12 protein-coding genes are annotated in these 13,181 nt (G+C 69.4%); 6 read left to right on the top strand and 6 right to left on the bottom strand.

Annotation, left to right across the window (positions count from 1 at the left end):
- Positions 1-272: 272 nt before the first annotated feature.
- From ligD to CI785_RS03505, 3 genes are all read left to right on the top strand, one after another.
- Positions 273-1,295 carry a non-homologous end-joining DNA ligase gene (gene ligD / locus CI785_RS03515; RefSeq protein ID WP_105030718.1) on the top strand — a complete coding sequence of 341 codons (1,023 nt, stop codon included), beginning with the start codon at positions 273-275 and terminating at the stop codon, positions 1,293-1,295.
- Positions 1,296-1,474: 179 nt separating this feature from the next.
- A complete protein-coding gene (locus CI785_RS03510) occupies positions 1,475-2,095 on the top strand; it encodes a hypothetical protein (protein ID WP_105030717.1) in 621 nt (206 codons plus the stop codon).
- A gap of 47 nt (positions 2,096-2,142) precedes the next feature.
- On the top strand, positions 2,143-2,526 hold the full coding sequence (locus tag CI785_RS03505) for a response regulator (RefSeq protein ID WP_105030716.1): 384 nt from the start codon (positions 2,143-2,145) through the stop codon (positions 2,524-2,526).
- A 24-nt stretch (positions 2,527-2,550) separates the two neighbouring features.
- Here the strand turns inward: CI785_RS03505 and CI785_RS03500 are convergent, their stop codons facing one another.
- The 3 genes from CI785_RS03500 to CI785_RS03490 form a co-directional block, all read right to left on the bottom strand.
- Positions 2,551-3,042 (bottom strand): hypothetical protein, encoded by a 492-nt coding sequence (locus tag CI785_RS03500; RefSeq protein WP_105030715.1) that lies wholly within the window; start codon positions 3,040-3,042, stop codon positions 2,551-2,553.
- Positions 3,042-3,221 (bottom strand): hypothetical protein, encoded by a 180-nt coding sequence (locus tag CI785_RS03495; protein ID WP_105030714.1) that lies wholly within the window; start codon positions 3,219-3,221, stop codon positions 3,042-3,044. The genes CI785_RS03500 and CI785_RS03495 overlap by 1 nt, the downstream gene beginning before the upstream one ends.
- A 288-nt stretch (positions 3,222-3,509) precedes the next feature.
- A complete protein-coding gene (locus tag CI785_RS03490) occupies positions 3,510-3,998 on the bottom strand; it encodes a hotdog fold thioesterase (RefSeq protein ID WP_205753552.1) in 489 nt (162 codons plus the stop codon).
- A 154-nt stretch (positions 3,999-4,152) separates the two neighbouring features.
- Between CI785_RS03490 and polA the strand changes: the two genes are divergently transcribed.
- From polA to rpsA, 3 genes are all read left to right on the top strand, one after another.
- Entirely contained in the window at positions 4,153-6,801 is a 2,649-nt protein-coding gene (gene polA / locus CI785_RS03485; RefSeq protein ID WP_240614988.1) for a DNA polymerase I, read from the top strand.
- A gap of 56 nt (positions 6,802-6,857) precedes the next feature.
- Positions 6,858-8,156 (top strand): GNAT family N-acetyltransferase, encoded by a 1,299-nt coding sequence (locus CI785_RS03480; protein WP_105030711.1) that lies wholly within the window; start codon positions 6,858-6,860, stop codon positions 8,154-8,156.
- 256 nt (positions 8,157-8,412) lie between these two features.
- Entirely contained in the window at positions 8,413-9,885 is a 1,473-nt protein-coding gene (gene rpsA / locus CI785_RS03475; protein WP_105030710.1) for a 30S ribosomal protein S1, read from the top strand.
- Positions 9,886-10,017: 132 nt separating this feature from the next.
- Here the strand turns inward: rpsA and CI785_RS03470 are convergent, their stop codons facing one another.
- The 3 genes from CI785_RS03470 to CI785_RS03460 form a co-directional block, all read right to left on the bottom strand.
- On the bottom strand, positions 10,018-11,166 hold the full coding sequence (locus CI785_RS03470) for a class I SAM-dependent methyltransferase (RefSeq protein ID WP_105030709.1): 1,149 nt from the start codon (positions 11,164-11,166) through the stop codon (positions 10,018-10,020).
- 31 nt (positions 11,167-11,197) lie between these two features.
- The gene (locus tag CI785_RS03465; protein ID WP_105030708.1) at positions 11,198-11,440 is read right to left on the bottom strand and encodes a hypothetical protein; all 243 of its coding nucleotides are present in this window, start codon (positions 11,438-11,440) and stop codon (positions 11,198-11,200) included.
- A 67-nt stretch (positions 11,441-11,507) separates the two neighbouring features.
- Positions 11,508-13,175: a RecQ family ATP-dependent DNA helicase gene (locus CI785_RS03460; RefSeq protein ID WP_105030707.1), complete on the bottom strand. Its 1,668-nt coding sequence runs from the start codon at positions 13,173-13,175 to the stop codon at positions 11,508-11,510.
- Positions 13,176-13,181: the final 6 nt, after the last annotated feature.

The raw sequence follows: 13,181 nt of genomic DNA, 5'->3' as shown, positions 1-13,181 counted from the left end.
ACGGAACTGCCAACCGCGTCAAATCGCGGGAGGGGCGCTGACCGTAGATGGTGAAAGTGCGCTCACGGGTGCCACACGTGAACCGTCGATCCTGATTGCCTACCTGTTTTGGGTGTCTCAGAAAACTACAGCTTGTCGATATACCTCGCAGCAGCGATGTTCGAGCAGCACGCCCCGCGGAGTAACACCGTACCGAGGCAGGTCCATCACCCACTGGGTGCGTGTGGCCGCCGCGCCGTCGCGGTCCCGCACCGCCGGGGTACATTGAGCCCATGGCCAGCGAAGCGATGATCCTCGATGTCGACGGACCGGACGGACCCCGGGCGGTCCGCCTCTCCAGCCCGTCCCGCGTCCTCTGGCCCCAGGTGGGCCTGACGAAGCTGGACTTCGCCAGGTACCTGCTCGACGTCGCCCCCGCATTCCTGCGCGCCAACGGCGACCGGCCGGTGTCGCTGCAGCGCTTCGGCGGGGACGTGGAGGGCGAGTTCTTCTTCAGCAAGAATCCGCCCAAGGGGGCGCCGGACTACCTGCGCAGTGTGCCCGTCACCTATCCCAGCGGTCGCTCGCACCCCCAGCTCGTGCTGGACGAACCCGCCGCGGCCGTCTGGGCGATCCAGATGAACACCATCGTCTTCCACCCCTGGGCGTCCCGGGCGGAAGCGCACGACCTGCCCGACGAACTGCGGATCGACCTCGACCCCCAGCCGGGCACCACCTTCGCCGACGTCGTCGCAGCCGCGCACGAGCTTCGAGCCGTCCTGGTCGAGGCCGGTCTGGAGTGCTTCGTGAAGACGTCCGGCAACCGCGGCCTGCACGTCTTCGCACCCATCGAGCCGGCCCACGAGTTCCTCGAGGTCCGCCGCGCCGTCATCGCCGCCGCCCGTGAGCTCGAACGCCGCATGCCGGAGCGGGTGACGACGGCGTGGTGGAAGGAGGAACGCGGGGCGCGCATCTTCGTGGACTACAACCAGGCGAACCGCGACCGTACGATGGCCGGCGCCTACAGCCCGAGGGCGCTGCCGCACGCCCCGGTGTCCTGCCCCGTCACGTGGGAGGAGCTCGACGGCGTGGACCCGGCCGCCTTCACCATCGTCACGGTGCCGGAGCGGCTGCGGACGGTGGGCGATCCATGGGAGGACCTCCACGCGAAGCCCGGGACCATCGAGGTGCTGCGCGAGTGGTGGGACCGCGACGTCCAGAACGGCCTCGGGGAGCTGCCCTTCCCGCCGGACTTCCCGAAGATGCCCGGCGAACCGATGAGGGTGCAGCCGAGCCGCGCGCGCAACCGCGCCTGAGGCGTACCGACGACGAACCAGCCCCGCTGAGGGCCCGCCCTGTCAATCCGTCGGCTGCGGGGGAAGCATCCTGCCGGTGCTCCTGTCCGCACTGGTACAACAGGAGGGAACCTCGCCACGATCCGGCCGACGCCGGTCCTGACTCCGGGTCGGCCCCGCTGCCGGCCCCCGGGAGACCTATGAAGAAGACCGTCCTGTCCGCCACCCTCGTGCTGCTGTTCGTGACGGGCTGCGGAGGCAATCCTGCCACCGGCCCGGAGTCGGCGGGTCCCACCCCGGATCCCGCTCAGACCGGCACCGGGCAGGCTGCCGCGCCGTCGGGCGCGCCGTCCGTGGAAGGCCTCCGGGATGCGAACAGCGGGTCCTTCGCGTTCCTGATCGACTCCGCGAGGGGTGACATCCTCCTGCCGGCCGAGGCTCCGGAGGACGTCGAGGGACTGCGCACGCAGCTGGGCCAGGACACGGTGACCTACGCGCTCGTCACCGTCCAGAACCCGGAAGGGAGTAGGCCCCTCGAACTCGAGACCGTCACCGTCTCGACGCCCGAGGGCCAGGACATCGAGTTCCGGCCGGCATCGAGCGTGATCGAGGAGTGGGGAGTCGCCGCGAACGGCGGGCAGTCCTCACCCGAGGTCGTCGGGCTCGTCGAGCAGTACAGCGGGAGTGCGCTGCCGGGGCAGACGAGCGAGCTGCTGATGATCGGGGCCTTCCCCCAGGTGCCCGAGACGGTGCAGCGGGTCATGTTGCAGCCGGCCGGCGGCGGCGAGCCGGTGGAGGCCACGGTCAGGCCCGAGTCGTAGTCTCCGGCCCGGCGCTCGGGCCCCTGCCGCGGAGTAAACTTGGGCGCATGCCGAGCACCCAGCACACCCGCACCGCGGTGGTCATCGAGGACGATGACGATGTGCGGGATCTGCTGCACGCCGTGCTGACCGGTACCGGGTTCCGGGTGCACACGGCGCCGGCAGGACTCGCGGGTGTGGAGATGGTCCGGCGCCTGATGCCCGACGTCGTCACCCTCGACGTCGGTCTCCCCGATATCGACGGTTTCGAGGTGGCGGAGCGGATCCGCCGCTTCTCGACCACGTTCATCGTGATGCTGACAGCGCGGGCCGACCTGTCCGACGAGCAGCGGGGACTCGCTGCCGGGGCGGACCGCTACCTGCGCAAGCCCTTCCGGCCTGCCGAGCTACGCCGCTTCATCCTGGAGGGGACGGCGACGGCGGACGCCTGACGTCGGGTCGGTCGGGCCAGGACCTCAGTGCGAGCGCGCTCCTGCGCGGGTCGTGAGCACCGGCGGGTTGAAGGCATCGGACACCAGCCCCGTCACGACGGCGTAGGTGCCTTTATGCAGGTAGTCGATCGCCTTCTCACTCGCCGGCCATAGAGCCGGCGCGGCGCCGGCCCCGGTCGCGTTCTCGAGGGTCTGGTCGAAGGCGAGGCGGACCACACCGTGCGCGGCCGTTGCGGAGGGGCCGCGGATACCCGTCACGGACCAGATGCCGCGGAGTGCACCGAGGCTCGCGCCGGTGGCCCAGTGCATTGCATGGTTCCAGCCGGGATACAGGGCGGTGTTGCTGGTGGGCCGGCCGAAAAGTGTCCGCAGCGTCCGTCCGGGGATGTGCGAGTCGGGCCGATGCGTGAGCCGCTGCTCCACGAGTTCGCCGACCGTCATGGCGGCCGTCCCCAGAAGACCTGCGGCCATGCCACGCAGGGCTGCCCGTGCGAGACCGGACCCACGACCTGCCATCAGTCGTCGTCCCCTCGTGCGTCGTCGTCGAGGTCGGTGTCGATCCCGTTGTTGTCGTCGTAGTTCCCGGTGTCGGTCCCGGAGTTGTCGCTGTCCTTGTTGCCGAGGTCGCAGCCGCCGAGGAAGAGGGCGCTGGCGGCAGCGAGGGAGGCGATGATCTTCAGTTTCTTGTCGGCCAAGGCGGTTCCGTCCGGTGGAGAGCATGCGCACGCCGGTGCCGGCGTCCATTCTCACGGTAGGCAGGGGGCTCGGGCGCGGGCAACCGGTGCGCGGATCGGCGCCAGGGCTTGCAATCCCCGCCCCGTCGGTTCTCGCCCGGTCCAGCGCGGATCGGGTCGGTGCCACCCCTCCTGGGCACAGGAGCGCGGCGTCCCACCGCGGCGGCCTGCGCGCGCAGGCCCGCGATCCGGGATGTCCGCGGAGTCCACCGACGCGCCCAGGGCTCGTGGGATCCGTCGGCCGACCGTTCAGCCGCGGACGTCCCGGATCATGTTCGTGATCCGCGCCGTCGAGAGCCGACGGCCCTGATCATCGGTCATCACCACCTCGTGCGTGGTCAGCGTGCGTCCGAGGTGGATGGCCGTGGCGGTGCCGGTCACCAGGCCCGCGTCCGCACTGCGGTGATGGGTGGCTCCCACCTCGATCCCCACGGCCTGCCGTCCGGGCCCGGCGTGGATGCCGGCCGCGAACGAACCGAGGGTCTCCGCGAGCACCACGTGCGCGCCGCCGTGGAGGATCCCCGCGACCTGCTGGTTGCCCTCCACCGGCATGGTCGCGACCATGCGCTCGGCGCTCATCTCGGAGAACACGATGCCCATCTTCACGGCCAGCGCACCCACGCCGTAGCGTCCCAGCCAGGCGTGCATCTCGGCGGGGACGCCGGCCGCCACGAGTTCGGCGAGCCGCTCCTCGGATGGGGCGGAGGGGGCGTCGGAGCGGGTGCGGTCGTCTGTCATGGGAACTAGGCTGGCACCTGTGAGTGAATCAGCCAAGCCAGCCGCCACCCTGACCATGACCCCTCCGACCGATGCCGGCTCCGAGGCGTCCCCGGCACCGGCGCGGCGCAGCGACGGCTCCCGCAACAGGCTCCTCGTGATCGACGGGCATTCCATGGCGTTCCGTGCCTTCTACGCCCTGCCGGCCGAGAACTTCTCCACCGACACCGGGCAGCACACCAACGCGGTGTACGGCTTCACGGCCATGCTGATCAACCTCATCAAGGACCAGAAGCCCAGCCACGTCGCCGTGGCCTTCGACCTCGACACCCCGACGTTCCGCTCGGAGGAGTACACGGAGTACAAGGGCGGCCGTAACAAGACGCCCGAGGAGTTCCACGGTCAGGTGGACCTGATCATCAAGGTCATGGAGGCGATGCGGATCCCGACGATCTCCCTCGACGGCTACGAGGCCGACGACATCCTGGCGACCCTCGCGCACCAGGCCGCCGCGGCCGACTGGGACGTGCAGGTGGTCAGCGGTGACCGCGACGCGTTCCAGCTCGTCAACGACCGCGTGACTGTCCTCTACCCGAAGCAGGGCGTGACCAACATCCCGCAGATGGACGCCCAGGCCATCGAGGAGAAGTACTTCGTGCCCCCGCACCAGTACTCCGACCTCGCCGCTCTGGTGGGCGAGAGCGCCGACAACCTGCCCGGCGTGCCCGGCGTGGGTCCGAAGACCGCGGCCAAGTGGATCAAGCAGTACGGCGGCCTCGAGGGCATCCTCGAGAACCTCGACAAGATCGGCGGCAAGGTCGGGGACTCGCTGCGCGCCAACATCGACGACGTGAAGCGGAACCGCCGCCTCAACCGCCTCCTGACCGATCTGGACCTGCCGGTGGACCTCGAAGCGATGGTGTCCCAGCACCCGGACCGCCCGGCCGTGGAGGACCTCTTCGACTCGCTGCAGTTCAACACACTCCGCAAGCGCCTGTTCGACCTGTTCGGCGAGGAGGAGATCGAGGACGAGGGCGACGAGCAGAGCGCGCCCGCACACGTGCTGCTCGACGACGCCGAGGGGCTGACGCAGTGGTTCCGCTCCACGAACCAGGCCTCCGCCTCCGTGGCCCTGGCGACCGAGACGACAGCCGGCACCACCGACGTCGTCGGCATCGCCGTCGTGACTAGTCTCCACGCCGCGTTCATCCCGCTCGAGCCGCTCGACGCGGAGGCCGAGAAGGTCCTGGGGGACTGGCTGGCCGCCCCGGACGCACCGAAGATCGTCCACGACTTCAAGGCGGTGTCCAAGCTCCTGTCCGCGCGCGGTTTCCCGCTCGCGGGCGAGGTGGACGACACCGCGATCTCCGGCTATCTCATCCAGCCGGACCGCCGCAGCTACGAACTGGCGGACCTCGCGCAGTACCACCTGCGCCTGTCCATCACCGCGTCGGCGAACGACTCCTCCGGCCAGCAGGCGCTGGACCTCGGCGGCAACGACGTCGCGTCCCCCGCGGTGGTGGCCGCCTACGCCGCGCTGCAGCTCAGCGAGCACTTCGCGGGCCAGCTCGTCGAGAAGGGCGCCAACCAGCTGCTCGGCGGCCTCGAACTGCCGCTCGCCGAGGTGCTCGCCCGCATGGAGCTCACGGGGGTGGCCGTCGACCTAGACGGACTCGACCGGCTCTACGACGACTTCTCGAAGACCATCAGCGCCGCTGGCTCCGAGGCGTTCCGGATCATCGGCAAGGAGATCAACCTCGGCAGCCCCAAGCAGCTCCAGACCGTCCTGTTCGACGAGCTCGAGCTGCCGAAGACCAAGAAGATCAAGACGGGCTACTCCACGGACGCGGATGCCCTGACCGACCTCATCACCAAGACGGGCCACCCCTTCCTCGAGCAGCTTCTCGCGTACCGTGACGCGACCAAGCTGCGCCAGACCGTCGAGGGGCTCCGCAAGGCCGTGGGCGACGACGGCCGCATCCACACCACGTACCTGCAGACCATCGCGGCGACCGGGCGCCTATCCTCCACCAACCCGAACCTCCAGAACATCCCCGTCCGCTCCGACGAGGGGCGCCGCATCCGCGAAGTGTTCGTCGTCGGGCAGGGCCGCAACGGCGAGAGGTACGAGAGTCTCATGACGGCCGACTACTCGCAGATCGAGATGCGCATCATGGCGCACCTGTCCGGCGACGAGGGCCTCATCTCCGCGTTCCAGGAGGGCGAGGACCTCCACCGCTTCGTCGGCTCGCACATCTTCGGGGTCGCCCCCGAGGAGGTCACGAACGCCATGCGATCCAAGGTCAAGGCCATGTCCTACGGCCTCGTCTACGGGCTGAGCTCCTTCGGTCTCTCGAAGCAGCTGAACATCTCCGTGGACGAGGCACGCACCCTGATGCGCGACTACTTCGAGCGCTTCGGCGCGGTGCGTGACTACCTGCGCGGCATCGTGGAGCAGGCCCGCAAGGACGGCTTCACCTCCACGATCGAGGGCCGACGCCGCTACCTGCCGGACCTCTCCAGCGACAACCGCCAGCTCCGGGAGATGGCCGAGCGTGCAGCCCTGAACGCCCCCATCCAGGGATCGGCCGCCGACATCATCAAGAAGGCGATGCTCGGGGTGGATGACGCCCTGACGCGCCGCGGGCTGGCCTCCCGCATGCTGCTGCAGGTCCACGACGAACTCGTCCTCGAGATCGCCGAGGGCGAGTCGGCCGAGGTGGAGGCGCTGGTCCGCGAGCAGATGGGCAGTGCCGCGGACCTCTCCGTCCCGCTCGACGTATCGGTGGGAACGGGAATCAGCTGGCACGACGCCGCGCACTAGGTCGGGGCCCCTGTTCCGCTGGCCGGGCAGGGGCACCGCCGCTAGGGTGGTGAGACGTGAGCCACTACACAACCGAACTGAGTACCGAGACCTTCACCCCGGGCGCCGACGAGGACGCCTCGACCGAGGGCCGCTTCGCGAAATGGCTCGACGCCGAGGGGATCGGCTTCCATGAGGGCACGTTCGACCCCGAGGACCTCCCGCGCTACCTGGCGGCCTACCGGGCGGACGAGCGCGTGCTGTGGGGCGTCCATGACAGCGCCCAGCCCGCCGAGGCCCTCGGCGCCGACCACCCCGTAGCCACCTACGGCACCATGGTCCACCCGCTCAACGTCGGTGCAGCGCAGATCGACGCCCACCAGATCACCGCGGTCACCGTCCGCACCAGCCACCGGCGTCGGGGCATCCTCCGCGCGACGATGGTGCGGGATCTGCGCGAGGCGGCGCAGTGCGGACGTCCGCTGGCCATCCTGACCGCGTCGGAGGCCACCATCTACGGCCGCTTCGGGTTCGGGTGCGCGACCTTCACGCAGAGCATCGAGGTCGACGTGCGGGAGCGCTTCGAGGTCACTGCTCCGCAGGCGGGGACGACGACGCTCGTGGCACGCGACCACGCCGTGGCCCTCGCCGAGACGATCTTCGAGCGCTTCCAGGCGTCGACCTTCGGCTCCGTGGGCCGGCAGTACGCCTATCCCCGCCGCGCATCGGGCGAATGGGGCCGTGAGCGCCCGGTGGTCGACCGCGCCGTCCGCCTGGCGGTGCACTACGACGCCGCCGGAGAGCCGGCAGGCTACGTCAGCTACCGGTTCGCCGGCTGGGAGACCACGCCGTACACGATGAAGATCGTGGACCTCGTCGCCGCCACACCGTCCGCATACCTCGAGCTCTGGCGCTACCTCGGATCCCTCGATCTCGTGGAGCGCATCACGTGGGACGGGGCACGACGTGACGACGCCCTGCCCTGGGCGCTCCGCGACCGGCGCTGCTACGAGGTCAAGGGCACCGACGACGTCCTCTGGGTCCGACTGCTCGACGTGCCGGCGGCCCTCGGGAAGCGCTCGTACCGGGGCAGCGGCAGGATCGTGCTGGAGGTCCTGGACGACCTCGGGATCAGCGGCGGACGTTACGCCCTCACCGTCGTCGACGGCGCCGCACAGATCGACCGGGTGGACGCGACGGCCGCACCCGACGCCACGCTCACCGTCAACGCGCTCGGATCCCTGTACCTCGGGGGAGTGCAGGCGTCCACGCTCGCTGCGGCCGGAGGCCTGACCGCCCACGCCGACGACGCCGTCGGCGTGCTCGATGCGCTCTTCGGGCGTGCACAGGAGCCGTACTGCATCACCCACTTCTAGGCCCGGGCTCCTGCGCCGCGGAGGTGCCGCTCTGCTTTGACGGTGTTGGACCCCGCGGCTAGACTGAACGGGCGCGTGGTGCGCTCTGGTGGTATCCGGTGCAACCGGCAACCCCTGAGCCGTACCACTCCTGAACCTCTCGAGGTTCTTTCCCATTCGTCCACATCCGGACATCGGAACCGCTCCCGGCCCAGCTGGAATCGTGGTGTCCGTCATGACCGGAGCAAGTCATCATCCACAACGGAGCCCCAACTACATGACCATCACCACCACCGAGAAGCAAGGTGCCCCCGTCGTCGCCATCAACGACATCGGCACCGCTGAGGACTTCCTCGCAGCGATCGACGCGACCATCAAGTACTTCAACGACGGGGATCTCGTCGAGGGTACCGTCGTCAAGGTCGACCGCGACGAGGTCCTGCTCGACATCGGTTACAAGACCGAGGGTGTCATTCCTTCCCGCGAGCTTTCCATCAAGCACGACGTCGATCCCGGGGACGTCGTCTCCGTGGGCGATCAGGTCGAGGCTCTGGTCCTCACCAAGGAAGACAAAGAAGGCCGACTGATCCTCTCCAAGAAGCGTGCTCAGTACGAGCGTGCCTGGGGCGACATCGAGAAGGTCAAGGAAGAGGACGGCGTCGTCACCGGCACCGTCATCGAGGTCGTCAAGGGTGGCCTCATCCTGGACATCGGCCTGCGCGGCTTCCTGCCCGCGTCCCTCGTCGAGATGCGTCGCGTCCGCGACCTGGCTCCGTACATCGGCCAGCAGATCGAAGCGAAGATCATCGAGCTCGACAAGAATCGCAACAACGTCGTTCTGTCGCGTCGTGCATGGCTCGAGCAGACCCAGTCCGAGGTGCGTTCCACGTTCCTCAACAAGCTCGAGAAGGGCCAGGTCCGTCCGGGCGTCGTCTCCTCGATCGTCAACTTCGGTGCGTTCGTGGACCTCGGCGGCGTCGACGGCCTCGTGCACGTCTCCGAGCTCTCCTGGAAGCACATCGACCACCCGTCCGAGGTTGTCGAGGTCGGCCAGGAAGTCACCGTGGAGGTCCTCGAGGTCGATCTCGACCGCGAGCGCGTCTCCCTCTCGCTGAAGGCCACGCAGGAAGACCCCTGGCAGACCTTCGCCCGCACGCACGCGCTGGGCCAGGTCGTCCCCGGCAAGGTCACGAAGCTCGTTCCCTTCGGTGCGTTCGTCCGCGTCGAGGACGGCATCGAGGGCCTCGTGCACATCTCGGAGCTCGCAGTCCGCCACGTGGAACTGGCCGAGCAGGTCGTCTCCGTGGGTGACGAGCTCTTCGTCAAGGTCATCGACATCGACCTCGAGCGCCGCCGCATCTCCCTCAGCCTCAAGCAGGCCAACGAGGGCGTCGACGCCGACAGCACCGAGTTCGATCCCGCGCTCTACGGCATGGCCGCCGAGTACGACGACGAGGGCAACTACAAGTACCCCGAGGGCTTCGACCCCGAGTCGAACGAATGGCTCGAGGGCTACGAGACCCAGCGCGCCGCGTGGGAGGCCCAGTACGCCGAGGCCCAGTCACGCTGGGAGTCGCACAAGAAGCAGGTCGTGCAGCACGCGTCCGACGACGCCGCTGCAGCGAACGAGCCTGTCGAGTCGAACGCCACGAGCTACTCGTCCGAGCCCGTCGCCACGGACTCCGGTTCCGGCACGCTCGCTTCCGACGAGGCACTCGCCGCACTGCGCGAGAAGCTGACCGGAGCGTAGGCTCCAGCACTCCAGCAGGTACACGGAGGACCCCCGTCGATTCGGCGGGGGTCCTTGGCGTGTGCGGCCTCTGACCGGGTGGGGCGCCGGGCAGCCGGCGAGGGAGGGCGGCCGGGGCGCGCGACGGCGGCGCTACCGCCGCCTCGACGAGACCGTCACCGTGAAGCGCGGAGAACGGTCGAGCTGACGCGTGGGACCGACGAGCCGTTCGAGTACCGGGCGGTAGCGGAGATGGCTGTTCCACACCGTCCACAGCTCGCCGCCTGGTGCAAGGACGCGGGCGCAGTCCTCGAAGAGCCGGTGGGCAATCCCTGCATGCACGGTGCTGCCGATGTGGAACGGAGGGTTCAGGACGATCACGCCCGCCGAGGCGTCGGGTACCGCCGCCAGGGCGTCGTCCCTGGTGACCTTGATCCGGTCGGCGACGCCGTTGGCCGTCGCGGTCGCCATGGTGGAGGCCACCGCCGACGCCGACTGGTCCGTCGCGTGGACGGCCAGCCGGGGGTCCGCGAGCGCGAGGTACGCGGCGATGGCTCCGTTCCCGCACCCCAGGTCGATGACCCGGGGCTGCCGGGCAGGGCCCGCCGGCGGGTCGGTCAGCCCTCGCAGGTGGGGAAGCAGCAGTCGGGTCCCGGGATCGAGCGCTGCGCCGCCGAAGGTCGCGCCGTAGGCGCGCAACTCCAGGGGCCGGTCGAGGCCGACATCGTGCCGGGCGCTCCGCGGGAAGGCCGACGCGGCGGGGGGACGTGGTCCCGACGCCACGAGGACGCGGGCCTTCTGCCGGGCCAGGGTCGCTGTGACGTCCGTGAAGTAGCGACTCAACACCTCGTTCATCGACAGGGACATGTGCTTGATCCGCCCCGCTGCCAGCACCTGGACGTCGGGGCGGGCATGGGTGGCGATCGTCCACGCGACCTCATCGAGCTCGTCCAGGGAACGCGGCAGCCGGATCAGGACGGTGGTGGCGCCGGTCAGGAGGTCGGCATTGAGGCGGCACGACCGGTAGGCCCCCTGCAGTCCCTGGTCGGCGGCATTCAGCGCGAGGGCCCGCTCGTGCACGATGCCGTCCTGGAAGGCGCGGATGTGGTCCCGGCCGGACAGGTGGGCAGCTCCGAGCGTGAGGGCTCCGTAGGCGTCGTTGACAGTGGCGATCGCGTCCGAGGACCGCAGGCGATCGGCGGCCGTGTCGAGGAGCAGACGGTCGGCGGCATCGACGGCCACCAGCTCCCGGGCCTCGACGTCGGGACGGCGGCGCAGGAGATCGAGGTCGAACGGGCTCATCTGCACATCCTAGGTGGCGTCGCGCGTGCGCTCAGGTCGCCGCGGGGTCGGGACGGATGCCGTCGCTGTCGTGGCCGTCGGTGTCCTCCGGGCGTCCGGGCGTGACGGGTCCGTCCCCGGTGCCGCGCGGTCCGGGTCCGGACGCCGCTGACAGCATGCGCCGCATGGCCTCGTCCGCATCGAGGCCGTGCCGTTCCGTGACATCCGCGACCTCCGGCCCGCCCCTTGATCCGCCGTCACACGGCGATTCGAGGAATCCGACGAATCCGGCCATGCCGCGCTGGTCCTACCCTGCCCGGCGACAGCCGTCCGTGCCGTCCGTGCCGTCCGTTCCGTCCGCGTCAGCCGACGGCCGGCACGGGCGCCAGCAGCTCCTTCGCCTCCACCACTTCGGTGGAGAGCGTCTTGTAGCCCACGGAGTCGAACAGCACAGTGATGATCCCTTCCTCGTAGCCCATCACCGTTCCGCGTCCCCACTCCGGATGCTCGACCAGGGTCTCGACGTCGAAGGGCTGGTCCGCGTCAGGGGTGCCTGCCGCGACGGCGTCCTCGAAGGACGCGGTCGCTTCCTCCCGGCTGCAGTTGTCGCAGTTCCCGCAGGCCCCGGGCAGCTCCTCGCCGAAGTACGAGAGCAGGAACTGTCGCCGGCAGCCTCTCGTCTCCGCGTAGCGCCGGGCCATCTCCACGCGCGACTGGTCGATGCGTTCACGGGTCTCCGCCTGCTCGACAGCCCGCTCCACGGCATCGGCAGGGGAGATCTTCCTGGCCCGGTAACCCTTCACGCTGTCGCCCACGCTGCCGGAGGCCTCGAGGAGGTTGAGGAGCCCCGTCAGCTTCCGCGGGGAGAGGCCGGACAGCTCCCTGAGCTTCTTGGTCTTGACGGGCCTGCCCGCGACCATGAGGAGCACGAACAGCTGCCTCAGCTGCGTGCGGTTGACGGACTTCGCGGCGAAGAACCGGCGCAGGGAGAGGTCCTCGGGCCGGTAGTGCAGGATTGCCTGCGACACGAGCCCGTCACGTCCTCCCCGGCCGATCTCCTGGTAGTAGCTGTCGAGGGAGTCCGAGATGTCCGCGTGCAGCACGAAGCGCACGTCCGGCTTGTCGATGCCCATGCCGAACGCCGTGGTCGCGATGACGACGTCGATCGTGCCGTCGAGGAAACCGTCGTGCACCGCCTGGCGCTCGTTCCTGAGCCTGCCGGCGTGATAGACGTCGGCGCTGCGTCCGCGCTCCTGCAGTTCGGAGGCGAGGGCATTCGCTGCCTTCTTCGTGGCGACGTAGACCAGTCCCGGACCCTGCAGGGAGAGGACCTGATCGCGGACGGCTCGTTCCTTGTCGGCGCTCTCGACGTGATGGACGACCTCGAGGGACAGGTTCGGGCGGTCGAAGCCCTCCACGATGACGGTCGGGTCCGTCAGGCGTAGCCGTTCCACGATCTCGTTCTGCACGGGGTGTGAGGCGGTCGCTGTCAGGGCGATCACGGGCACGTCGAGGTCCTTCAGGAGGTGGCCCAGCTGCAGGTAGTCGGGCCGGAAGTCGTGGCCCCAGGAGGAGACGCAGTGAGCTTCGTCGACGACCACGAGCGAGACGTCGAGGGACCGCAGGCGGGCGGCGACGTCGTCGCGCGCGATCTGCTCGGGTGCGAGGAAGAGGAACTTCGCACGGGTGGACTCGTCCTCACCCGCTGCCGCCTCCCACGCCGCGGCGAGCTCGCTCTTCTTCATCCCGGAGTTGATGACATGGGCACGCGGGGAGCCCGCGCTCTCGTTGATCGACTCGGCCTGGTCGTGCTGGAGCGCGATCAGCGGTGAGATGACCACGGCGACGCCGGGCAGTGCCATCGCCGGCACCTGGTAGATCGCCGATTTGCCGGAACCGGTAGGCATGACGCAGAGGGTGCTGCGGCCCTCCAGTACCGCTTCCATGGCGAGCTCCTGGCCGGGACGCAGGGTGTCCCAGCCGAATGTCGACGCGGCAGTCGATCGAAGGTCCTGCAATGTGATGGTCACGGTGCT

This window comes from Arthrobacter ruber (assembly GCF_002954225.1).
GTDB classification, from domain to species: domain Bacteria; phylum Actinomycetota; class Actinomycetes; order Actinomycetales; family Micrococcaceae; genus Arthrobacter_D; species Arthrobacter_D ruber.
Note: the sequence above shows the minus strand (reverse complement) of the source record. Positions and strands in the feature narration are given on the sequence as shown.

Excerpts from the sequence above, each read along its gene's own strand:
- ligD (WP_105030718.1), top strand. The coding sequence starts at position 273 with ATGGCCAGCGAAGCGATGATCCTCGATGTCGACGGACCGGACGGACCC.
- CI785_RS03510 (WP_105030717.1), top strand. The coding sequence starts at position 1,475 with ATGAAGAAGACCGTCCTGTCCGCCACCCTCGTGCTGCTGTTCGTGACG.
- CI785_RS03505 (WP_105030716.1), top strand. The coding sequence starts at position 2,143 with ATGCCGAGCACCCAGCACACCCGCACCGCGGTGGTCATCGAGGACGAT.
- CI785_RS03500 (WP_105030715.1), bottom strand. The coding sequence starts at position 3,042 with ATGGCAGGTCGTGGGTCCGGTCTCGCACGGGCAGCCCTGCGTGGCATG.
- CI785_RS03490 (WP_205753552.1), bottom strand. The coding sequence starts at position 3,998 with ATGACAGACGACCGCACCCGCTCCGACGCCCCCTCCGCCCCATCCGAG.
- polA (WP_240614988.1), top strand. The coding sequence starts at position 4,153 with ATGGCGTTCCGTGCCTTCTACGCCCTGCCGGCCGAGAACTTCTCCACC.
- rpsA (WP_105030710.1), top strand. The coding sequence starts at position 8,413 with ATGACCATCACCACCACCGAGAAGCAAGGTGCCCCCGTCGTCGCCATC.
- CI785_RS03470 (WP_105030709.1), bottom strand. The coding sequence starts at position 11,166 with ATGAGCCCGTTCGACCTCGATCTCCTGCGCCGCCGTCCCGACGTCGAG.
- CI785_RS03465 (WP_105030708.1), bottom strand. The coding sequence starts at position 11,440 with ATGGCCGGATTCGTCGGATTCCTCGAATCGCCGTGTGACGGCGGATCA.